This window comes from Agromyces sp. NPDC127015 (assembly GCF_042725165.1).
Classification (GTDB): domain Bacteria; phylum Actinomycetota; class Actinomycetes; order Actinomycetales; family Microbacteriaceae; genus Agromyces; species Agromyces chromiiresistens.
Window position 1 is genome coordinate 96,777 of the sequence record NZ_JBHXDI010000006.1, and the last position, 19,851, is coordinate 116,627.

Annotated in this window: 24 protein-coding genes; 17 read left to right on the plus strand and 7 right to left on the minus strand. The window is 71.0% G+C overall.

The window, feature by feature from the left end:
- The first annotated feature begins 48 nt into the window (after nucleotides 1–48).
- Nucleotides 49–399: a nitrite reductase small subunit NirD gene (gene nirD, locus ACFWGP_RS17845; protein WP_231430761.1), complete on the plus strand. Its 351-nt coding sequence runs from the start codon at nucleotides 49–51 to the stop codon at nucleotides 397–399.
- 17 nt (nucleotides 400–416) lie between these two features.
- On the opposite strand, the gene map is transcribed toward nirD, so the two are convergent.
- A complete protein-coding gene (gene map / locus ACFWGP_RS17850; protein WP_231430762.1) occupies nucleotides 417–1,184 on the minus strand; it encodes a type I methionyl aminopeptidase in 768 nt (255 codons plus the stop codon).
- A gap of 86 nt (nucleotides 1,185–1,270) precedes the next feature.
- Between map and ACFWGP_RS17855 the strand changes: the two genes are divergently transcribed.
- The 5 genes from ACFWGP_RS17855 to ACFWGP_RS17875 all read left to right on the plus strand — a co-directional run bounded on the left by ACFWGP_RS17855 (nucleotide 1,271) and on the right by ACFWGP_RS17875 (nucleotide 4,210).
- Nucleotides 1,271–1,801 carry a hypothetical protein gene (locus ACFWGP_RS17855; RefSeq protein ID WP_376931499.1) on the plus strand — a complete coding sequence of 177 codons (531 nt, stop codon included), beginning with the start codon at nucleotides 1,271–1,273 and terminating at the stop codon, nucleotides 1,799–1,801.
- Between the two features lie 216 nt (nucleotides 1,802–2,017).
- Nucleotides 2,018–2,365: a 50S ribosomal protein L19 gene (gene rplS / locus ACFWGP_RS17860; protein WP_231430764.1), complete on the plus strand. Its 348-nt coding sequence runs from the start codon at nucleotides 2,018–2,020 to the stop codon at nucleotides 2,363–2,365.
- Nucleotides 2,366–2,447: 82 nt separating this feature from the next.
- Nucleotides 2,448–3,194 (plus strand): signal peptidase I, encoded by a 747-nt coding sequence (gene lepB, locus ACFWGP_RS17865; RefSeq protein WP_231430765.1) that lies wholly within the window; start codon nucleotides 2,448–2,450, stop codon nucleotides 3,192–3,194.
- A complete protein-coding gene (locus ACFWGP_RS17870) occupies nucleotides 3,194–3,880 on the plus strand; it encodes a ribonuclease HII (RefSeq protein ID WP_231430766.1) in 687 nt (228 codons plus the stop codon). Before lepB ends, ACFWGP_RS17870 begins: the two co-directional genes overlap by 1 nt.
- A gap of 6 nt (nucleotides 3,881–3,886) precedes the next feature.
- Entirely contained in the window at nucleotides 3,887–4,210 is a 324-nt protein-coding gene (locus tag ACFWGP_RS17875) for a DUF2469 family protein (RefSeq protein WP_231430767.1), read from the plus strand.
- 59 nt (nucleotides 4,211–4,269) lie between these two features.
- On the opposite strand, the gene dprA is transcribed toward ACFWGP_RS17875, so the two are convergent.
- From dprA to ACFWGP_RS17890, 3 genes are read right to left on the minus strand one after another with little or no spacing between them, the layout of a single operon-like run.
- The gene (gene dprA / locus ACFWGP_RS17880; RefSeq protein WP_376931500.1) at nucleotides 4,270–5,523 is read right to left on the minus strand and encodes a DNA-processing protein DprA; all 1,254 of its coding nucleotides are present in this window, start codon (nucleotides 5,521–5,523) and stop codon (nucleotides 4,270–4,272) included.
- Nucleotides 5,520–7,055, minus strand: coding sequence for a YifB family Mg chelatase-like AAA ATPase (locus ACFWGP_RS17885; RefSeq protein ID WP_231430769.1), 1,536 nt, complete (start codon nucleotides 7,053–7,055; stop codon nucleotides 5,520–5,522). The genes dprA and ACFWGP_RS17885 overlap by 4 nt, the downstream gene beginning before the upstream one ends.
- Complete coding sequence (locus ACFWGP_RS17890) at nucleotides 7,055–7,411, minus strand: YraN family protein (protein ID WP_275506854.1); 357 nt, start codon at nucleotides 7,409–7,411, stop codon at nucleotides 7,055–7,057. Before ACFWGP_RS17890 ends, ACFWGP_RS17885 begins: the two co-directional genes overlap by 1 nt.
- A gap of 197 nt (nucleotides 7,412–7,608) precedes the next feature.
- On the opposite strand from ACFWGP_RS17890, the gene ACFWGP_RS17895 reads away from it, so the two are divergent.
- Nucleotides 7,609–8,511: a phosphodiesterase gene (locus ACFWGP_RS17895; protein WP_376931501.1), complete on the plus strand. Its 903-nt coding sequence runs from the start codon at nucleotides 7,609–7,611 to the stop codon at nucleotides 8,509–8,511.
- A complete protein-coding gene (locus ACFWGP_RS17900) occupies nucleotides 8,508–9,452 on the plus strand; it encodes a tyrosine recombinase XerC (protein ID WP_275506856.1) in 945 nt (314 codons plus the stop codon). Before ACFWGP_RS17895 ends, ACFWGP_RS17900 begins: the two co-directional genes overlap by 4 nt.
- Nucleotides 9,453–9,472: 20 nt before the next feature.
- Here the strand turns inward: ACFWGP_RS17900 and ACFWGP_RS17905 are convergent, their stop codons facing one another.
- Nucleotides 9,473–10,066, minus strand: a complete 594-nt coding sequence (locus ACFWGP_RS17905) for a M23 family metallopeptidase (protein ID WP_275506857.1) — start codon at nucleotides 10,064–10,066, stop codon at nucleotides 9,473–9,475.
- A 271-nt stretch (nucleotides 10,067–10,337) separates the two neighbouring features.
- On the opposite strand from ACFWGP_RS17905, the gene rpsB reads away from it, so the two are divergent.
- The 9 genes from rpsB (at nucleotide 10,338) to ACFWGP_RS17950 (ending at nucleotide 17,093) form a co-directional block, all read left to right on the plus strand.
- On the plus strand, nucleotides 10,338–11,258 hold the full coding sequence (rpsB, locus tag ACFWGP_RS17910) for a 30S ribosomal protein S2 (RefSeq protein WP_231430774.1): 921 nt from the start codon (nucleotides 10,338–10,340) through the stop codon (nucleotides 11,256–11,258).
- Nucleotides 11,259–11,281: 23 nt separating this feature from the next.
- Nucleotides 11,282–12,106 carry a translation elongation factor Ts gene (tsf, locus tag ACFWGP_RS17915; protein ID WP_231430775.1) on the plus strand — a complete coding sequence of 275 codons (825 nt, stop codon included), beginning with the start codon at nucleotides 11,282–11,284 and terminating at the stop codon, nucleotides 12,104–12,106.
- Between the two features lie 173 nt (nucleotides 12,107–12,279).
- Entirely contained in the window at nucleotides 12,280–13,011 is a 732-nt protein-coding gene (pyrH, locus tag ACFWGP_RS17920) for a UMP kinase (RefSeq protein ID WP_231430776.1), read from the plus strand.
- Nucleotides 13,012–13,120: 109 nt separating this feature from the next.
- Nucleotides 13,121–13,675 carry a ribosome recycling factor gene (frr, locus tag ACFWGP_RS17925; protein ID WP_231430777.1) on the plus strand — a complete coding sequence of 185 codons (555 nt, stop codon included), beginning with the start codon at nucleotides 13,121–13,123 and terminating at the stop codon, nucleotides 13,673–13,675.
- A 24-nt stretch (nucleotides 13,676–13,699) separates the two neighbouring features.
- Nucleotides 13,700–14,683 carry a phosphatidate cytidylyltransferase gene (locus ACFWGP_RS17930; RefSeq protein WP_275506858.1) on the plus strand — a complete coding sequence of 328 codons (984 nt, stop codon included), beginning with the start codon at nucleotides 13,700–13,702 and terminating at the stop codon, nucleotides 14,681–14,683.
- 20 nt (nucleotides 14,684–14,703) lie between these two features.
- The gene (locus tag ACFWGP_RS17935; protein ID WP_231430779.1) at nucleotides 14,704–15,258 is read left to right on the plus strand and encodes a DivIVA domain-containing protein; all 555 of its coding nucleotides are present in this window, start codon (nucleotides 14,704–14,706) and stop codon (nucleotides 15,256–15,258) included.
- Between the two features lie 129 nt (nucleotides 15,259–15,387).
- On the plus strand, nucleotides 15,388–15,966 hold the full coding sequence (locus ACFWGP_RS17940; RefSeq protein ID WP_231430780.1) for a lytic transglycosylase domain-containing protein: 579 nt from the start codon (nucleotides 15,388–15,390) through the stop codon (nucleotides 15,964–15,966).
- Nucleotides 15,967–16,035: 69 nt separating this feature from the next.
- The gene (locus tag ACFWGP_RS17945) at nucleotides 16,036–16,344 is read left to right on the plus strand and encodes a hypothetical protein (RefSeq protein WP_231430781.1); all 309 of its coding nucleotides are present in this window, start codon (nucleotides 16,036–16,038) and stop codon (nucleotides 16,342–16,344) included.
- A 17-nt stretch (nucleotides 16,345–16,361) separates the two neighbouring features.
- Entirely contained in the window at nucleotides 16,362–17,093 is a 732-nt protein-coding gene (locus tag ACFWGP_RS17950) for an alpha/beta hydrolase (protein ID WP_275506964.1), read from the plus strand.
- Between the two features lie 6 nt (nucleotides 17,094–17,099).
- Here the strand turns inward: ACFWGP_RS17950 and ACFWGP_RS17955 are convergent, their stop codons facing one another.
- Both ACFWGP_RS17955 and ACFWGP_RS17960 read right to left on the minus strand, forming a co-directional pair.
- On the minus strand, nucleotides 17,100–18,164 hold the full coding sequence (locus tag ACFWGP_RS17955) for an AI-2E family transporter (protein WP_231430782.1): 1,065 nt from the start codon (nucleotides 18,162–18,164) through the stop codon (nucleotides 17,100–17,102).
- A 23-nt stretch (nucleotides 18,165–18,187) separates the two neighbouring features.
- Complete coding sequence (locus tag ACFWGP_RS17960; RefSeq protein ID WP_275506859.1) at nucleotides 18,188–19,840, minus strand: DivIVA domain-containing protein; 1,653 nt, start codon at nucleotides 19,838–19,840, stop codon at nucleotides 18,188–18,190.
- Nucleotides 19,841–19,851 lie beyond the last annotated feature (11 nt).

Consider the following 19,851-nt stretch of genomic DNA (forward strand, 5'->3'; position numbering starts at 1 on the left):
CGGACGCACGCGCCGGCGCCCCGAGCGCCGCCGAGGAGAGGAGCCGCCATGTCGACGACGATCGAGTCGAGGGTCGCCTGGGTGCGGACCTGCGGCGTCGACGACCTCGAGCCGGGCTGGGGCGAGGTCGCACTGCACGGGTCTCGCCAGATCGCCCTGGTCCTGCTCGACGATCGCGAGGTCTACGCCGTCGACCACCACGATCCGCACACGGGCGCACCCGTGATGGCGCGCGGCATCGTGGGGTCGCGGGGCGAGCGCCCGACGATCGCCTCGCCGCTGCACAAGGAGGTCTACGACCTCGGCACGGGGGAGTGCTTCACCGACGGCTCGCTCGCGCTTCGCACCTACCGCACCCGGATCGTCGGAGGCATGATCGAGGTCGAGCTCGACGTGTGAACCTGTACGCCGTCGGTTCAGCCGCGCTGCGTGAGCACGATCGGGTCGCCGTCGGTGACGGCGATCGTGTGCTCCGAGTGCGCGCCGCGCGAGCCGTCGGCACTGCGGAGCGTCCAGCCGTCGGGATCGGTGAAGATCTCGTCGGTCGTCTCGAGCCACCACGGCTCGATCGCGATCACGAGGCCGGGCTTGAGGGGAAGCCCGCGACCCGGGCGCCCGCTGTTCGGGATGTGCGGGTCGCCGTGCATGGTGCGGCCGACGCCGTGCCCCCCGAAGTCGGTGTTGACGCGGTAGCCCGACGCCTTCGCGACGTCGCCGATCGCCCGGGAGATGTCGCCGATGCGGTTGCCGGGACGCGCGGCGGCGATGCCGGCGGCGAGCGCGCGCTCCGTCGAGTCGATGAGCCGCAGATCCTCGTCGCGAGGGGTGCCGACGACGATCGATCGCGCCGAGTCGGCGACCCAGCCGTTCACCGAGGCGGCGAAGTCGAGGCTCAGCAGGTCGCCGTCGCGCAGCTTGTAGTCGCGGGGGAGCCCGTGCAGCACCGCGTCGTTCACCGAGGTGCAGATGACCTTGCCGAACGGACTCGCGCCGAACGACGGGTGGTAGTCGATGTAGCAGCTCTCCGCTCCGGCCTTGCGGATCATCTCGTGCGCGAGCGCGTCGAGCTCGAGCAGGTTGACGCCGACGGCCGCGGCCTTCGACGTCGCCTCGATGACGCTCGCGACGAAGCGGCCGGCGGGCCGCATCTCCTCGATCTCGGCGGGGGTCCTCAGTTCGATCACGGTCATCCTCTCCGAGTCCATTCTGTCGGCTCCGCCCTGAGTGAACACCCGGCGCGCTCGCAGGCGGTCGGGATTAGCCTTGGCACATGCTCATCCGGCGCCTCTTCTACCGCTGGCAGTTCATCGCGATCGTCGCGCTGCCGGTGTGGTTGCTCGTGGGCTGGGCGATCTTCGGCTCGGGCGGCTGGGGCACGCTCGGGCTCGTCGTCGTCGTGCCGATCGCGTTCCTCACGCTCGGGGTGGTCGCCCTGCTCGTGAACGCGAGGCCGACGGTCCGCCGCGAGCGGGCGGTCTCGTGGACCGACGTCGGCGTGCTCGGCGCCTGGCACGCCGCCATCATCGGCACCGGGTTCTACCTCGCCTCCAGCGGCGTGTTCGGCCTCCTCGCGGTGGTCGGTGCGATCGCCGCGTTCTGGGTGGTCCTGTGGGAGCTCGTGCGCGACGGCGCGAGGCGCATGAACGCGTCGATGGCCGAGTTCGAGCGGCTCGCGGCCGAGCAGCGCGGCGGCGCACCGGCGGGGGATGCCTCGGCGCGGCGTCCGCCGTTCCCGTCGACCGGCTCGGGGCGGGGCGACGACGACGGCGATGTCATCATCGTCCACGAGGTGCGCGACTGATCACCGTCGCGGCGCGGTCGAGGCATCCGTCTCGTCGCTTTGGCTGTCGGGCCGTCGGCATGGCACAATAGAGGATTGTGCCGCTGCAGGAGCGATCCTGCCGACGACTCTGCCTCCGGGGAGCATGCGACGCACGGTCACCGTGCGAGGCGGCACCAGACACTTTCCCATCAAGATCCGCGTTCGACCGGTGGCGGGCGCAGAGAGCGAATCATCATGCACATCCTCGACCATGTCGACGCGGCGAGCCTGCGTTCCGACATCCCGGAGTTCCGGGCGGGTGACACCGTCAAGGTGCACGTGAACATCATCGAAGGCACGCGCTCGCGCATCCAGGTCTTCCAGGGCGTCGTCATCGGCCGCTCGGGCGAAGGCGTGCGCGAGACCTTCACGGTCCGCAAGGTCAGCTTCCAGGTCGGCGTCGAGCGCAAGTTCCCGGTGCACTCCCCGGTCATCGACCACATCGAGGTCGTCACCCGCGGTGACGTGCGTCGCGCGAAGCTCTACTACCTGCGCAAGCTGCGCGGCAAGAAGGCGAAGATCAAGGAGAAGCGCGACGCCTGATCCGGCGCGCGTGAATCGCGGCCTGCCGCGAACTTCCGACCGAGCTCCCCACCATAGACTGGTGGGGAGCTCGGGCGGTTAAATGACAGAAGAAGACACCACCACGCGCGCAGATCGCGCGGGTACGGCAACGGCACGACGGCAGCGCAGCTTCCTCCTCTTCCTGAGGGACCTGCTCGTCATCTTCGTGGTGGCGGTGCTCGTTTCGTTCCTCATCAAGACGTTCCTCATCCGATCGTTCTTCATCCCATCGCAGTCGATGGAGGAGACGCTCGTGAAAGACGACCGCATCATCGTGAACCAGCTGGTGCCGGAGCTCACGCCGATCTCGCGCGGCGACGTGGTCGTCTTCAAGGATCCGGGGGGCTGGCTGACGTCGGTGCCCGAGCCGAACCAGCCGCCGCTCGTCGCGGCCGTCGACTGGTTCCTCGCGTTCGTCGGGCTGAGTGCGCCCGACTCGAACGACCACCTCGTGAAGCGCGTCATCGGGCTGCCGGGCGATCACGTCGAGTGCTGCAACGCGCTCGGCCAGATGAGCGTCAACGGGGTGCCGCTCGACGAGCCGTACATCTTCCTGCCGCCGGGCGACACGAAGGCCTCGGAGGTGGACTTCGACGAGGTCGTCCCCGACGACTCGCTCTGGGTCATGGGCGACAACCGCAACAACTCGAAGGACTCGCGCTACAACGCCGACACCCCGCTCAAGGGCTTCGTCCCGATCGAGAACGTCGTCGGTCGCGCGTTCGTCGTCAGCTGGCCGCTCTCGCACTGGTCGTGGCTCGACAACTACCCCGACGTGTTCGAGGGCGTCGACGAGGGTACTGGCTGATGCCGAAGCAGGCGATCCCGAACCTCAAGCTCGAGCGCGAGCTGTTCGACGAGGGGGCGCCGTTCGTGCTCGCCTGCGACGAGGTGGGCCGGGGTGCGCTCGCCGGCCCGGTCACGGTCGGACTGGTCGTCATCGACCAGACGGTCAGGCGCATGCCGACGGGGCTGCGCGACTCGAAGCTCATGACCGAGCCCCGCCGCGAGGCGATGGCGCCCCGAGCTGCCGCATGGGTCATGGCGGCTGCGGTCGGCGAGGCGTCGGCGAACGAGATCGACGCGCTCGGCATCATGGCCTGCCTGGGTCTGGCGGGGGCCAGGGCACTCGCCTCGCTGCCGGCAGAACTCGCCCCCGAGCTCCGCGGGGCGCCGCTCATCCTCGACGGCAACCACGACTGGCTGAGCCCGGCGATCGAGTACCGCGCCCGCGTGCGCACGCGCATCAAGGCCGACCGCGACTGCGCGTCGGTCGCTGCGGCGTCGGTCATCGCGAAGGTGCACCGCGACGGCGGCATGCGCCTGGCCCACACCGAGACCCCGTTGTACTCGTGGGACGAGAACAAGGGCTACTCGAGCCGCGCGCACTTCGCCGCGATCGACGAGCACGGTCCGAGCGACCTGCACCGCCGGACCTGGCTGCACGAGCGCGAGCGCGAGGCGCCGGCGTTGTTCGACCTCGGCGTAGGATGATTCGCGATGGATGAAGACGAGTTCGAAGACTACGACCGCGAGGTCGAGCTGGCCCTGTACCGCGAGTATCGCGACATCGTCGCGCAGTTCAAGTACGTGGTCGAGACCGAGCGACGGTTCTACCTCGCGAACGAGGTCGAACTCGTTCGACGCGACACCGAGCACGACTTCTACTTCGAGCTCACGATGAAGGACGTCTGGGTGTGGGACGTCTACCGAGCCGACCGTTTCGTGAAGAGCGTGCGCGTGCTCACCTTCAAGGACGTCAACGTCGAGGAGCTCGCCACCCGCGAGTTCGAGCTTCCGAAGGAGCTCGCGCTCGACGAGTGAGCCCGCGGGGGCCCGCTCCCCGGCACCGCTCCGAGAGGGCGGGGCCTCTGACTCACGGCTCATCGTCGTCGGATCCGTCGCGTCCAGAGTCCTCCGGTGTCGCGCCGGGCGTGCCCCTCGACCTCGAGTTCGGCGAGCGTGGACATGACATGTCCCGGCGACATACCGCTTCGGCGGGCCAGGTCGTCGACTCCGCGGGCCGCACGCGTGCTGAGCGCATCGAGCACGCGGAGCCCGTCGTGGCTCGGCTCGACGGGTGCGGACGTCGAGACTCGGCCGCCCGACGGGGAAGCCCCGCCGATGGCGGCGCCGAGGCCCGAGGCGAGTTCGGCCATCTGGGCCGCGTCGACGACGCAGATCGCGTCGCGTTCGCGGAAGAGCCGATGGCAGCCTGCTGACGCAGGACTCGTGACGGGCCCGGGCACCGCCCCGAGCGGTCGGCCGAGCTCGGTGGCGTGCGTGGCGGTGTTGAGCGAGCCCGACCGCAGTCCGGCCTCGAGCACGACGGTCGCATCGCCGGCCGCGGCGATGAGTCGGTTGCGCATGAGGAACCGCCACTTCGACGGCGCGGTGCCGCACGCGACCTCCGAATAGACGGCGCCCGTCTCGGCGATGCGTGAGAGCAGTGCCTCGTGACCGCTGGGGTAGTAGCGGTCGATCCCGCCGGCGAGGAACGCGACCGTCGTCCCGTCGCTCGCGAGCGCGGCCCGGTGCGCCGTGCCGTCGATGCCGTATGCGCCGCCCGAGACGATCGCGAACCCGCGGTCCACGAGCCCGGCCGAGGCCTCGGCGGTGACGTGCTGGCCATAGCCGGTGGCCGCTCTGGCGCCCACGAGCGAGATGGTGGCCTGCCCCTCGGCGAGGGCCTCCGGGCGCCCTCGCACCCACAGCGAGACCGGCGCGGCCGCGCCCAGATCGTCGATGCGCCACGGCCACTCGGGATCGCCCGGTACGAGCAGGCGCGCCCCGACGCGCGCCGCCTGCACGAGCGAGCGGGCGAAGGCCTCGTCGTCGAGGCGCGGTCGCCACCGTCCGAGCGCCTGCACGGCCGACTGCAGGGTCGCCGTCTCGCCGTCGCGGCCCAGCACCTCGGCGAGCTCCGAAGCGGGTGCCCCGCCGGCGACGAGGCCGGCGACGGCGCGGGCGCCGGCAGCGGCGACCGCCCTGCCGAGCACCCCGTCGCCGGGTTCGGCCAGGAACCCGAGCAGTGCCCGCGCCTCGGCATCGGCGCGGCGTTCGTCGCCGGTGCGGGCATGTGCGCGGACGGCGTCGAACACGGCGGCGTCGACATGGCGGAACGGGTCGGTGCTCATGCCTCTGCTCCCGTCTTGAAGAAGCTCGCGCGGCCGACGTGCTCGGCTCCGGGCGATCCGGCCCCCGCGAGATCGGCGAGGGTCCACGCGACCTTGAGGATTCGGTCGTAGCCGCGCATCGTGATGGCACCGAGCTCGAGCATCCGGTCGATGCCCTTCGTGGCTGCGCCGCCGGGATGCAGCCGGCCGGCGCCGCGCAGCCAGGTACCGGGCATCTCCGCGTTGGTGCGCCACGGCGTACCGCGCAGGCGCTCGGCCGCCGCCAGCCTCGCCTCGCCGACGCGATGTCGTGCTTCGGCGGTCGAGACGGTCGAACCGTCGCCGGCCAGGCGCATCGCCGCCACGGTGATGCGAGGTACCCGCAACTGGAGGTCGATCCGGTCGAGCAGCGGGCCCGAGAGTCGAGCGAGATAGCGCCGCTGCACGATCGGCGCGCACGTGCAGTCGCTCGTGCCCGCATTGCCGCACGGGCACGGGTTGGAGGCGAGGACGAGCTGGAAGCGCGCCGGGAACGTGGCGACGGCGTTCGCGCGATGGATCGAGATCGTGCCCGACTCGATGGGCTGCCGCAGCACGTCGAGCACCGCCCTCGGGAACTCCGGGGCCTCGTCGAGGAAGAGCACCCCGTGGGTCGCGCGGGCGGCGGCCCCCGGACGGATCATCCGGCTGCCGCCACCGACGATCGCCGCCGCCGTCGCGGTGTGGTGCGGCGCCTCGAACGGGGGACGGAACGAGAGCGACCCGTTGGGACGGAGGCCGGCGAGCGATCGGATCGACGCGACCTCGAGCGCTGCATCGGCATCGAGATCGGGCAGCAGGCCGGGCAGCCGCGCCGCGAGCATCGTCTTGCCGGCACCGGGCGGCCCCAGGAGGGAGAGGTGGTGTCCGCCTGCGGCGGCCACGAGCATCGCATCGACGGCGTCCGTGTTGCCCGCGACGTCGGCGAGATCGCCGGGCAGCTCGCAGACGACGTCGTCGACGGCGGGGGCCTCGACCGCTGCCACCTCGCGCGGAGGGTACGCAGCGCCGTGCCAGATCGCCGCCTCCAGGAGCGACGCGACCCCGACGACGCGCACCCCGGGGACGAGTGCCGCCTCGGCGGCGTTGGCGGTCGGCACCATCACGAGGTCGTGCCCCGCCCTCGCCGCCGCGAGCACGGCCGGCAGGACGCCGTCGATCGGGCGGAGGCGCCCGTCGAGCCCGAGTTCGCCGAGATGCACGACCCGGTCGATCGACGCCGTCGGCACCTCGCCCGCGGCGCCGAGGCAGGCGAGCGCGATCGCGAGGTCGAACCCCGACCCGTGCTTCGGGAGGGCGGCAGGGGAGAGGTTCACCGTGAGTCGTCGGGTCGGCAGCGGGCACCCGGCGTTGCTGGCGGCCGAACGGACACGGTCGCGGGCCTCGCCGAGTGCGGCATCGGGCAGTCCGATGATGACGACGGCGGGCAGTTGCGAGGAGAGGTCGGCTTCGACCTCGACGATCGATCCCGTGAGGCCGAGCAGGGCGACGGAGCGCGTCCGGGCGACCGACATCAGCACACCCCCTCGAGGTGCTCGATGACCACCGCACCGGAGGGCGGCGCGAGGACCGAGACGGCGTCGATCCTGATGAGGTCGGCGCGCGCGCCGGTCTCGTCGCACCAGGCCGCCGCGAGTCGTCGGAGTCGCGCGAGCTTGCGCGGCGTGATCGACTCGAACGGGTGGCCGTAGCCGGCCCCCGAGCGTGTCTTCACCTCGACGAACACGAGGGTCGCACCCGCACGGGCCACCAGGTCGACTTCGCCGAGCGCACAGCGCCAGTTCCGGTCGACGACCGTCATGCCGGCGCCTTCGAGATGCTCGGCGGCGAGCTGTTCGCCACGTCGTCCGAGTTCGGTGTTGTGGTTCATCGGCACCACCTCCGCGTCCAGCGTCGACCGTCGCGGACGGCGGTCCGCCGTCGACTGCCGTCGAACCGACGGATCCGTCGCACCCCGAGCTGTCGAGGAGGGGTCGCCCGCACTGTCGAGGACGGGTGCCCCGGCACGCCCGGCGTCGTCCGGGGACGTGTCGGCGCCCACGTCTAGGCTGGCCGCGAGGAGGACCCGTGCACCCACGACTCGGCTTGTATCCGGCGGCGCGAACCGTCATCGCGCACGTGAGCGACACCCATCTGCTCGCGGGCGGCGCGCCGCTCGGCGGAGTCGCCGACACCGAGGGCGCGCTCGCGCAGGCTGCAACGCAGCTGCGGAGGCTCGGTCCGGCGCTCGACGCCATCGTGGTGACCGGCGACGTGGCCGACCTCGGCGAACCCGACGCGTACGCCCGCGCACGCGCGGCACTCGAGCCGGTCGCCGCCGACGCCGGTGCCCGCCTCGTCTGGGTGATGGGCAACCACGACGAACGTGCGCCCTTCCGTACCGAGCTCCTCGACGAGCCCGCGAGCGACGACCCCGTGCACCAGGTGTTCGACCTCGACGGGCTCCGCATCGTCGCACTCGACTCGAGCGTGCCGGGCTACCACCACGGCGAGCTGGATGTCTCGGCGCTGGCGTGGCTCGACGGGGTGCTGTCGGTGCCGGCACCACGGGGCACGGTGCTCGCGCTCCATCATGCGCCGATCCCGACCCCGCTCGTCCTCATGGACGTGCTCGAGCTCCGCGGGCAGCGCGCGCTCGCCGAGGTCGTCTGGGGTCGCGACGTACGGCTCATCCTCGGCGGGCACCTGCACTATCCGACGCAGGGAATGTTCGCAGGGGTGCCGGTCGCGGTCGCGGGGGCGACGGCGTACACGATGGACCTCTCGGCGCCGCCGCGCGAACTCGTCGGCGTCGACGGCGGTCGCTCCTTCTCGCTCGTCCATCTCTTCGACGATGCGGTCACCAGCTCGGTCGTCCCGCTGCCACCCGGCCTGGTGGTCACTCGATTCGACGAGGCGTATCTCGCCGAGCTCGAGTCCCTCGAACCGGCTCGACGGCTCGACCGGTTCTCACGCAAGCCGGAATCATGAACCTCGACGCGGCCATCGACGACTACCTCGGCGGCGTCCGTGCGGAGCGAGGCTACTCGGAGCACACCGTCGCCGCCTACCGGGCCGACCTCCTCGACCTGGCGACGTTCGCGGAGTCGCACGGCGTCGGCGATGCGCGCGACCTCGACCTCGCGCTGCTTCGCGACTGGCTCTGGGCGTCGACCGAGCGCGGTCTCGCCCGGTCGAGCATCGCCCGGCGCGCGGCGTCGGCGCGCGGGCTGACGGCGTGGCTCACCCGCCGAGGCGAACTGGCCGCCGATCCCGGCGCGCGTCTTCGGGCGCCGCGCGCCCAGCGTGCGCTGCCGCGGGTGGTCACGGCCGATGCGCTCGCCGCCGCGCTCGCGCGCCTGGAGGCGCGCGCCGTGACGACGGGGGATCCGATCGCGGCGCGAGACGTCGCGATCGCCGAGCTCCTGTACGCGTCGGCGCTTCGAGTCTCGGAGCTCGTCGGCATCGATCGCGGCGATCTCGACCGGCGGCGCCGCACGGTCCGCGTGCTCGGCAAGGGGTCGAAGGAGCGCGTCGTGCCGTACGGCGCTCCCGCAGCGCGGGCGCTCGACCGCTATCTCGATGCCGCCCGGGGCGAGATCCTCGCGGCGGCCGACGAACGGCACGGCGACGCGTCGTCACGTGCGCCGACGACCGAGGCCGTCTTCGTCGGCGAGCGGGGCGCCCGGTTGGGCACGCGCAGCGTGTACCGCCTCGTCGCCGGCCTACTCGCGGAGATCCCCGGCACCGGCCCGAGCGGGCCGCACACCTTCCGGCACACCGCGGCGACCCACCTGCTCGACGGCGGCGCCGATCTTCGGGCCGTGCAGGAGTTCCTCGGCCATGCGAGCCTCGGCACCACCCAGATCTACACGCACGTGTCGGCCGAGCGCCTGAAGGAGAGCTACCGCACCGCGCATCCGCGGGCGTGAGCCGCCTTCGGAGGCGATCGTCACGACAGCGGCAGCAGCACCGACCTGGGTAGTCCGCCGAAGAACAGGAAGGGCGAGACGTACTCGCCGTCGACCCTGATGCCGAAGTGCACGCAGTCGCCCTCGCAGTGGCCGCCGCGGTCGACGGCGCCGATCCGATCGCCTGCGGCGAGCACGTCGCCTTCCCGGACGAGCGCGGTGATCGGCTCGATGGCGCTGATGACACCGTCGCCGTGGTCGATCGACACGACGCCCCGGCCCGCGACCATGCCGGCGAAGCGGACGGTGCCGCCCGCGGCGGCGACGACGGTCGCGCCGGGTGCGACCGCGAGGTCGATGCCGCGGTGTCCGGCCGAGTAGGGCGTCGGCGGAGCACGGAACGGTGCGACGACCCTGACGGGCGCCGGCGCGGGCCAGACCCACTGCAATGGCGCCCGAGCCGGACCCGTCGCCCCCGCGGGGGTCGGAGCGCGATCGAGCGCGGAAGCCGTGGGCGAGGTCGCGCCGCCCACAGCGGCGAGCAGGCCCGCGACGAGGCAGGACAGTGCGGCGACGGTCCAGGCGGCTCGTCGAGGCCGCGGACGGGTCGGAACGGAACGGTCGAGATCATCCATCCACCGATCGTGCGTCGGCGGGAGGCATCCCCTCGGCGGAAGCGGCGGCTTGTGGACTGCGGTGCCCCTGCCGCGGTTGGGGAGGACGGGTGCCGATGGTAGAGTATCCGGAGCGCCTCGCATGTCGAGGTGACTACGCGTGCCCATTCGGCAGCCGACTCCATTCAGTCCGACCCGCTCATCGCGAGCGAGACCGGCGGAGCCGTGCCGGGCACCAGGGCTCCCGGCCGCCGGCCGGTTGCGACAACTGAGAACAGAAGGAGAACGGCTCATGGCCGTCGTCACCATTCGCCAGCTGCTCGACAGCGGCGTGCACTTCGGGCACCAGACCCGCCGCTGGAACCCGAAGATGAAGCGCTTCATCTTCACCGAGCGCTCGGGCATCTACATCATCGACCTGCAGCAGTCGCTCGCCTACATCGACAAGGCCTACGACTTCGTCCGCGAGACGGTCGCCCACGGCGGCACCATCCTCTTCGTCGGCACGAAGAAGCAGGCGCAGGAGTCGATCGCCGAGCAGGCGACCCGCGTCGGCCAGCCCTACGTCAACCAGCGTTGGCTCGGCGGCCTCCTCACCAACTTCCAGACGGTCTCCAAGCGCCTCGCGCGCATGAAGGAGCTCGAGGAGCTCGACTTCGAGGGCACCACGAGCGGCTTCACCAAGAAGGAGCTCCTCATCAAGAAGCGCGAGCTCGACAAGCTGCACAAGTCGCTCGGCGGCATCCGCAACCTGTCGAAGACGCCGTCGGCCCTCTGGGTGGTCGACACCAAGAAGGAGCACCTCGCGATCGACGAGGCCAAGAAGCTCGGCATCCCCGTCATCGGCATCCTCGACACCAACTGCGACCCCGACGAGGTCCAGTACCCGATCCCGGGCAACGACGACGCGATCCGCTCGGTGAGCCTGCTCACCCGCATCATCGCCGACGCCGCCGCCGAGGGGCTCATCGAGCGCCACCAGAAGCCTGAAGAGGCCGGCAACGTCTCGGCCGTCGAGCCGCTCGCCGAGTGGGAGCAGGAGCTCCTCCAGCAGGGCGCCGCGACCGAGAAGACCGCCGAGACCGAGGCCGAGGCCAAGGCCGAGGCTGCTGAGGTCGTCGACGAGGCCGCGACCGAGATCGCTGCGACCGAGTCGGCCGCCGACGTCGAAGGCGCGGAGGCCGCCGAGGCCGCCGCCACCCCCGCCGAATAAGTCCCCGAAGGAGACAGCCACACATGGCAATCAGCATCGCTGACATCAAGGCCCTGCGCGAGCAGCTCGGCACGGGCATGGTCGACACGAAGAAGGCGCTCGAGGAGGCCGGTGGCGACCTCGAGAAGGCCACCGAGATCCTGCGCCTGAAGGGCGCCAAGGGCAACGCGAAGCGCGCCGACCGCTCGACGAGCGAGGGCCTTGTCGCCGCCAAGGAGTCGCCCGCCGGCTACACGATGATCCAGCTCGCCTGCGAGACGGACTTCGTCGCGAAGAACGACAAGTTCATCGCGCTCGCCGACAAGGTGCTCGACGCGGTCGCCGCCGCCGGTGCCGCCGACGTCGAGGCCGCTCTCGCGGCGCCGGTCGACGGCAAGACCGTCGGCGAGGTCATCGACGAGCAGGCCGCCACGCTCGGCGAGAAGGTCGAGCTCGCGAAGGTCGTCACCCTCTCGGGCGACGAGTTCGCGGTCTACCTGCACAAGACGTCGAAGGACCTGCCGCCGCAGATCGGCGTGCTCGTCGCCTACACGGGTGCCGACGCCGAGACCGCTCGCGGGATCGCGCAGCACATCGCGATGTTCGACCCGTCGTTCATCTCGCGCGACGAGGTTCCGACCGATGTCGTCGAGAAGGAGCGCGAGCTCGTCACCGAGATCAGCCGCAACGAGGGCAAGCCCGAGGCCGCCCTGCCGAAGATCGTCGAGGGTCGCCTCACCGCGTTCTTCAAGCAGGTCGCCCTGCTCGAGCAGGACTACGCCCGCGACAACAAGCAGCAGGTCAAGAAGATCCTGGACGACGCCGGTCTCACCGTGACCGGGTTCGCCCGCTTCAAGGCCACGGCGTAACGCCGACATGAGGGAGTCCGGATCGTCCATTCGATCCGGGCTCCCTTTTCCATGCGCGGATGCTTCGCCGAGCTCGTCCTCGGACGACGCCGCGCCGCGCGCCTCGACCGGATGCTGTGCACCCGGTCGGGTGAAGCACTAGTTTTGACACGGGCACCGGAAGGACGGCGGGGATGACGGAACGCAAGCGCAGGGTGATGCTGAAGCTCTCGGGAGAGGCATTCGGCGGGGGAGCGCTCGGGGTCAACCCCGACGTCGTGAGCGCCCTCGCGCGCGAGATCGCCGATGCGGCGCAGACGGTCGAGGTCGCGATCGTCGTCGGCGGCGGCAACTTCTTCCGCGGCGCGGAGCTCAGCCAGCGCGGCATGGATCGCGGTCGCGCGGACTACATGGGCATGCTCGGCACCGTCATGAACTCGCTCGCGCTCCAGGACTTCCTCGAGCAGGCCGGCGCAGAGACCCGCGTCCAGTCGGCGATCTCGATGACCCAGGTCGCCGAGCCGTACATCCCGCGTCGCGCCGAGCGGCACCTCGAGAAGGGCCGCGTCGTGATCTTCGGCGCGGGTGCGGGGCTCCCGTACTTCTCGACCGACACCGTCGCCGCGCAACGAGCGCTCGAGATCGATGCCGACGTGGTGCTCGTCGCGAAGAACGGCGTCGACGGCGTCTACTCGGACGACCCCCGGACGAACCCCGACGCCACGAAGATCGACCGCATCAGCTACCAGGAGGCGCTGCAGCGCGGCCTCAAGGTCGTCGACTCGACCGCCTTCAGCCTCTGCATGGACAACGGCATGCCGATGCAGGTGTTCGGCATGGAGCCGGCCGGCAACGTCACGGCGGCGATCCTCGGCGCCGACCTCGGCACCGTCGTGAGCAACGGCGTGGAGTCGTCGAACCGATAGAACCCGACCGCGCCGGGCCGTGACGCCGAACGTGGCGTCGCGGCGAGCAACGGTGTGGACCCGGCCAGTCGATAGACTGGCACGAGTAGCGAACCGTAAAGGAGTTCCCGTGATCGCGGATGTACTTTCCGATGCCACCGCACGCATGCAGAAGGCGGTCGAAGTCGCCAAGGACGACTTCGCCACCGTGCGTACGGGGCGGGCGAACCCCCAGCTCTTCCAGAAGATCATGGTGAGCTACTACGGCACGCCGACGCCGCTCGCGCAGCTCGCGTCGCTGCAGAACCCCGAGGCGCGCACGCTGGTCGTCACGCCCTACGACAAGGGCGCGCTGCGCGACATCGAGCAGGCGATCCGCGACACCCCGAACCTGGGCGCCAACCCGACGAACGACGGCAACCTCATCCGCGTGACGCTGCCCGAGCTGACGGAGGAGCGCCGCAAGGAGTACGTCAAGATGGTCCGTTCGAAGGCCGAAGACGCGAAGGTGTCGGTCCGCAACATCCGCCGCAAGGCGAAGGACGACCTCGACGCGCTCAAGGGCGAGGTCGGCGACGACGAGGTCGGGCGCGGCGAGAAGGAGCTCGAGCAGATCACGAAGACGCACGTCGACGCGATCGACGAGGCCCTCAAGCGCAAGGAAGCCGAACTCCTCGAGGTCTGAGGGCTCGGGGGCTGAGGGAGGGCCATGTCAGGCGTCCCAGAAGAGGGTCAGTCGGACGCCGGGGGGCAGGACCGCACCGCGCGCGACGATTTCCGCGCACAGGTCACGGCGCGCAAGGCCGACCTCGAGCGTCAGTTCGAGGCATCCAAGGCGCAGTTCGACGAGGCCCAGGAACGGATCAAGGCGCGCACGGGTCGCAACCTCATCGTCGCGATCCTCATCGGGCTCGTGTTCGGCGGCGCGCTGCTGCTGAGCCTGCTCGTCGTCAAAGAGCTCTTCATGCTCTTCGCCGTCGTGATCGCCGGGTTCGCGAGCTACGAGCTCGCGCAGGCACTCCGCAAGGGCGACCTCCGCGTGCCGCGGGCACCGACCGTGGCGGTTGCGGTGATCGCGGTGCCCGTCGCCTACTACGGCGGTGCGGGCGGGCAGTTCCTCGCGGTCGTCGCGGGAGTCGCGATCGTGACGGCGTGGAGGCTCGTCGAGCAGGCACTGCCGTCCCGCCGGACCGACGGCGCGGCGCTCGGGCGAGACCTCGCCGCAGGTGCGTTCGTGCAGGGATACGTGACGTTCCTCGCAACGTTCGCGGTCGTGCTGACCGCCGCCGACGGTGGACAGTGGTGGACCCTCGCGTTCATCGTGCTGGCGGTCGCCGCCGACACCGGGGCCTACGCGTTCGGTCTCATGTTCGGCAAGCACAAGATGGCGCCCGTGATCAGCCCGAAGAAGACCTGGGAGGGCTTCGCCGGCGGCGCCGCGACGAGCCTGGTCGCCGGTGTGCTGCTCGCCCTGTTCATGCTCGGCGAGCCGTGGTGGTTCGGGCTCGTCTTCGGCGGTGCGATCTTCCTCACCGCCACGCTCGGCGATCTCGTCGAATCGCTCGTCAAGCGCGACATCGGCATCAAGGACATGAGCTCGTGGCTGCCGGGCCACGGCGGGTTCCTCGACCGGCTCGATTCGATCCTGCCGTCGGCGGCCGTCGCCTTCGTGGCGTTCCGGCTCTTCGGATGAGCGTGCGCGATACTGGTGCAGTGGATTCGACGTTCCCGCGCGCCAGAAAGCCCAGACTCGGGTACAAGATCGATCAGGTCGAGGAGTTCCTGCAGCTCGCCCGCCGTGCCTACGACGGCACGGCGACGCCGGGTGACGAGCCGATGACGAGCGAGCGAATCCGGCTGACCGCCTTCGCGATGCAGAAGGGCGGCTACTCGACGGAGCACGTCGACGCAGCGCTCGCCCGCCTGGAGGACGCGTTCGCCGCCCAGGAGCGGCAGGATGCGGCCCGGCTGCACGGCGACGAGGCGTGGCTGCGCGAGGCGCGCCTGACCGCGCAGGTGGTCTCCAACCGGCTCGCGCGGCCCGAGGGCGAGCGGTTCGAGCGCATGAATCCGCTCGTGCTCGGCTACAGCGTCCGCGAGGTCGACAAGTTCGCCGACAAACTCACCCGGTACTTCAGAGACGGATGGCCCATCTCCGTCGAGGACGTCCGCTCGGTCGTCTTCGCGACCCAGCGCGGCGGGTACCGCGAGGCGCAGGTCGACCTCGTGCTCGACGCCGTCGTCGACGTCATGCTGGCGGTCCGGTGAGCCCGCGCGCGGCATTGGCCCGTCCGGCCGCCACTCCGCTACACTCGTCGAATCGTGGGTAGGCATGCAGGATCGGGCGAGGCGGCGCAGCCGTCGTCCCCGACCGTTCCCAGAATCACCCGCGGGCCCGTGAAGCAGGCCGCGACCGTCGTCTTCGCGTTCCTCGCCTCGGTCAGCTTCGTGCTGGTGAACATCGTCGACCCGTACAGCGGGGCGACCGCTTCGCCCGACTTCGCGCAGGGCGACCGGTTCGGCGGCGAGGCCGTGCAGTCGATCGCCGCCGGCGGCGACTACGAGGTCACCGTCGACGGGCACGAGCAGTACGTCGTCGAGGAGAAGCCCGAGCCGGTCGTGGAGCCGGCTTCGTCCGGCGCCGGTTGGGCACCGCCCGCGGTGACGCCCGACCCGGGCTCCGCGCAGGCATACGCCGCCGGTGCCGTCGCCGCACGCGGCTGGCCCACCTCGGAGTTCGACTGCCTCGTCGCGCTCTGGAACAAGGAGTCGGGCTGGCGGGTCAACGCCTACAACGCCGGGAGCGGCGCCTACGGCATCCCGCAGGCCCTGCCCGGGTCGAAGATGGCGACCGCGGGGGCCGACTGGGAGACGAACGCGGCGACGCAGATCGAATGGGGTCTCGGCTACGTCTCGGGCCGCTACGGCACGCCCTGCGGCGCCTGGGCCCACTCCGAGTCGGTCGGCTGGTACTGAGTCGGGCCGTCCAGCCGAGGCATCCTCGGCGATGCGGCCTCGATGCGCGGCCGTTCTAGACTTGGACGCATGGCACGCTCGAACCGACCCCGGTCGCGTGCCGCCCGTGCACGCGAGGGGCACCCCGAGCTCGACGTCGATCGGCTGAGCGCCGGCTGGCGCCGCACCGAGGTGCGCGCGGGCCGCGAATGGAACGTGCAGCCCGTCTCCGAGGCGCAGGCCGTCAAGGCGTACGTGTGCCCGGGGTGCGGCCTCGAGGTCGCACCGGGTGTCGCGCATCTCGTCGCCTGGCGGGCCGACGGCGTGCTGGGCGACGCGGCCGACCTTGCGGCGCGTCGGCATTGGCACACGCACTGCTGGAGGTTGGGCGCACGGTGAGCGAGACGGATGACACGATCGAGATCCGATCGGGAGTCGAGCTTCCGGCCCGCCGGGAGGAGATCGAACTGCACACGGCAGACGGCCTGCGCCTCGTCGGCGAGCTGGCGCTGCCCCTCGAGCGCGATCCCGTCGCGACGCTCGTCACGCTGCATCCGTTGCCGACGGCCGGCGGCTTCATGGACTCGCACATCCTGCGCAAGGCCGCCGCGCGGCTCCCCGCGCTGGCCGACCTCGCGGTGCTGCGGTTCAACACGCGAGGCACGGCGTCGCCGCGCGGGCGCAGCGAGGGCGAGTTCGGCGACGGCGTCGCCGAGCGGGCGGATGTCGCGGCGGCGATGTCGTTCGTGCAGCAGCGCGGACTCCCGCACCCGTGGCTGGTCGGGTGGTCGTTCGGCACCGAGCTCGCCCTGAAGTACGGGCTCGAGCACGGCATCGACGGCGCGATCCTGCTCTCGCCCCCGCTGCACCGCACGAGCACGGCCGAACTCGCACGCTGGTCGACCGCGAGCCCCGCGCTCGTCGCCCTCATCCCCGAGCACGACGACTACCTCAGGCCGGCCGAGGCGGCCGAACGCTTCTCCGGGCTGCCGAAGCTGCGGCGCGTCGACGTCGCCGGCGGGCGCCACCTGTGGGTGGGGGAGACGCAGACGCGGCGCGTGCTCGACGAGATCGTGGCCGCGGTGAACCCCGAGGCTGCGCCGCTGCCGACTCGGTGGCCTGCGGCGTCCGCCTCCGACGAGGACTGAGCCGGCTCAGCGTTCGTTCTGGCGCGGTATGACGACCTGCTTGATGATGAGCAGGATGGCGGCGGCGACCGGGATGGCGACGAGCGCACCGAGGATGCCGCCGAGCGCGCCGCCGGCGAGGGCGGCGATCACGACGAGGGCGCCGGGCACCTTCACCGCCCGATGCATGATGCGCGGGCTCAGGATGTACGCCTCGACCTGCATGTAGACGATGTAGTAGATCGCCGCCGCGAGGGCGGTGATGGGCGAACCGAGGCCGGGAATCAGGCAGACGAGCACGATGACGATCGAGCCCGAGAGCGTGCCGACGAGCGGTACGAGCGAGAACATGAAGGCGAGGAACGCGAGCACGGCCGGGAACGGCGCACGGATGATCGACAGGTAGATGAAGCTCAGCACCCCGTTCACCGCCGCGAGCGAGACCTGACCCAGCACGTAGCGGCCGACCGACTGCGTGATCTGCTCGGTGAGGTCGGCGAACCTGGCGCGCCGCGACGCCGGCACGAGCTGGTACGTGGCGCGCTTCATCGTGTTCAGCGACGCGGCGAAGTAGAGCATCAGGATGAACACGATCACGACCGCGAAGACGCCCGAGCCGATGGCGATCGCGACCTGCAGCACGCCGCCCGCGAGCTCGGAGAGCTTGTCGGGGTTGGTGAAGAAGTCGGTGAGGCCCGTCGTGACCTGCGCGTTGATCTCCTCGACCTGCAGCTGCGGGAACTGCTCCTGGAGCACGGCGAGCCAGTCCTGCGAGTTGAACCGCTCGATGATGCCGGGGATCTCCTCGACGAGGTCGCCGATCTGATCGACGATGATCGGGACGACGGCGAGCACGAGCGCGGCGACGATGATGCCGACCCCGCTCATCACGATGAGGATCGCGGACCAACGCGGAAGCCCTCGGCGCTCGAGCCAACTGATCGCCGGGTCGAGGCCGAGGGCCAGGAAGAGCGCCGCTCCGATGTAGGTGATGATCGTCGAGAGGCTGACGATCGAGGTCAGGATGAACAGGCCGACGCCGACACCGAGGGTGCCGACGAGGCCGATGCGGAACGCGTTGAGGATCTTCACGGAACCACCGCGCCCCTTCCGGACTACTTCGTGTCGGCTGCGACCTGCTCGGCCTGCGTCAGCACGCCGCGCAGGCTCTCGAAGTAGCCGGCGACCGCGTCGCGCTCGATCCTAATCTGCGAGAGCCGGTCCTCGGCGTCGGCGACGAGCGCACGAGTGCGCTCCTCTGCGTCGGCGATGAGCTTGCGCGCCTGGTCGTGCGCAGCGGAGATGCGCTCGGACGCCTCCTGCTCGGCCTTCTCGCGGATGCCGGAGATCGCCGAGCGCGCCTCCGTCTCGAGACGCTCGGACTCGGCGCGGCTCTCGGCCGTGCGCGCGCTCGTCTCGGCGAGCTCGGCGTTCGCGTCGTCGAGGAACTTCTGCGTCTGGGCGACCGCCTCCTGGTGGGCGGCGAGCAGCTCCTGCTCGGCCTCGTCGCGCTTGGCGGTGAGCTCGGACTCGAGGTCCAGGCGGCTCTTCTCGATCTCACGTCGCATGCGGTTGACCTCGTGCGTGGTCTTCTTCCGCATGGCGGTGAGCTGGTTGTCGAGATCGATGCGCGCCTGCTCGGCCTCGGCCTCGAAGTCGGCGCGGGCCTGCTCCTGCTCGAGGGCGAGGTCGGCGCGCATCTGGTCGAGGTCGGCGGCGTGCTTCGCGCGGATGCGCTCGAGCTCGTGCTGCAGCTTCAGGCGTGCCGACTCGGCTTCTCGCTCGAGGTCGACCGCCGACTGCTCGCGCTCCTCGGCGAGCGCCGCGCGACCGGTCGCGAGCTCGCGCTCGAGGTCGGTGCGGGCCTGCTCGAGCTCGTGCGCGAGAGCGGCGCGACGCTCTTCGATCTCCGCGTCGATGGCGGCGCGGGCCTCGGCGGACTCCCGCTCGAGGTCGAGCCGTGACTGCTCGGTCTCGCGGGCGAGGTCGATGCGCGCCTGTTCCGTCTCCTTCGCGAGCTCGGCCCGCGCCCGGTCGAGTTCGACGGCGACCTCGGCGCGGGTCTGCTCCGTCTCCTGCGTGAGCCCGGCGGCGGTGGCCCGGGCCTCGCTCGCCTCGGTGTTCGCAGCGAGCAGGATCTCGGAGGCCTTGCGCTCCGCCGCGGAGATGACCGCGGCGGACTCGCGCTTCGCGCTCGAGCGCAGCTCGGCCGTCTCGGTCGCGACCGCGCCCCGGATCGCCGCTGCGTCGCGGGCGGCGTCCTGGCGGAGCTGCTCGCTCGTCTCGTGGGCGCGGGCGACCATGTCGTCGACCTCGGCCCGGGCGTTCTCGACGACGCGGCTCGCCTGCGCGCGGGCCTCGCCGAGCGTGCGCTCGGCGAACTCCTGTGCGTCGGAGCGCATGAGGTGCGCCTCGTCCTCGGCTGCGCGACGGAGCTTCTCGGCGTCGATGTCGGCCTGGGCGATGAGGCGGGTGGACTGCTCCTCGGCGACCCGCAGCGTGTTCTCGAGCTTCGTGCCGAGCCCCGAGAAGGTCGGGCTGCCGACCTCTTCGAGCTCGGCGGTGAGCTCGTCGATGCGGGCCAGCAGGCGCTTGTTCTCCTTCACCGTGTCCGCGGACTGGGTGTTCGCGGCGATGATGTCGCGACGAAGGCCGTTGATGGCCTTGTCCACCTCGTCCTTGTCGTATCCGCGGAACACCTGTGTGAACTCGGTCTCTTCGACGGCCATGCTTCCTCCGGGTCGTGTCCCGCGTTTGTGGGGGCTCATGCGGGAATCGT

Coding starts and splice junctions, on each gene's coding strand:
- ACFWGP_RS17875 (WP_231430767.1), top strand. CDS start 3,887: ATGGATGAAGACGAGTTCGAAGACTACGACCGCGAGGTCGAGCTGGCC.
- ACFWGP_RS17900 (WP_275506856.1), top strand. CDS start 8,508: ATGAACCTCGACGCGGCCATCGACGACTACCTCGGCGGCGTCCGTGCG.
- ACFWGP_RS17945 (WP_231430781.1), top strand. CDS start 16,036: ATGGCACGCTCGAACCGACCCCGGTCGCGTGCCGCCCGTGCACGCGAG.
- ACFWGP_RS17960 (WP_275506859.1), bottom strand. CDS start 19,840: ATGAGCCCCCACAAACGCGGGACACGACCCGGAGGAAGCATGGCCGTC.
- lepB (WP_231430765.1), top strand. CDS start 2,448: ATGACAGAAGAAGACACCACCACGCGCGCAGATCGCGCGGGTACGGCA.
- ACFWGP_RS17870 (WP_231430766.1), top strand. CDS start 3,194: ATGCCGAAGCAGGCGATCCCGAACCTCAAGCTCGAGCGCGAGCTGTTC.
- ACFWGP_RS17930 (WP_275506858.1), top strand. CDS start 13,700: ATGTCAGGCGTCCCAGAAGAGGGTCAGTCGGACGCCGGGGGGCAGGAC.
- ACFWGP_RS17890 (WP_275506854.1), bottom strand. CDS start 7,411: ATGAACCACAACACCGAACTCGGACGACGTGGCGAACAGCTCGCCGCC.
- tsf (WP_231430775.1), top strand. CDS start 11,282: ATGGCAATCAGCATCGCTGACATCAAGGCCCTGCGCGAGCAGCTCGGC.
- rpsB (WP_231430774.1), top strand. CDS start 10,338: ATGGCCGTCGTCACCATTCGCCAGCTGCTCGACAGCGGCGTGCACTTC.
- ACFWGP_RS17905 (WP_275506857.1), bottom strand. CDS start 10,066: ATGGATGATCTCGACCGTTCCGTTCCGACCCGTCCGCGGCCTCGACGA.
- ACFWGP_RS17855 (WP_376931499.1), top strand. CDS start 1,271: ATGCTCATCCGGCGCCTCTTCTACCGCTGGCAGTTCATCGCGATCGTC.
- nirD (WP_231430761.1), top strand. CDS start 49: ATGTCGACGACGATCGAGTCGAGGGTCGCCTGGGTGCGGACCTGCGGC.
- ACFWGP_RS17885 (WP_231430769.1), bottom strand. CDS start 7,055: ATGTCGGTCGCCCGGACGCGCTCCGTCGCCCTGCTCGGCCTCACGGGA.
- pyrH (WP_231430776.1), top strand. CDS start 12,280: ATGACGGAACGCAAGCGCAGGGTGATGCTGAAGCTCTCGGGAGAGGCA.
- dprA (WP_376931500.1), bottom strand. CDS start 5,523: ATGAGCACCGACCCGTTCCGCCATGTCGACGCCGCCGTGTTCGACGCC.
- rplS (WP_231430764.1), top strand. CDS start 2,018: ATGCACATCCTCGACCATGTCGACGCGGCGAGCCTGCGTTCCGACATC.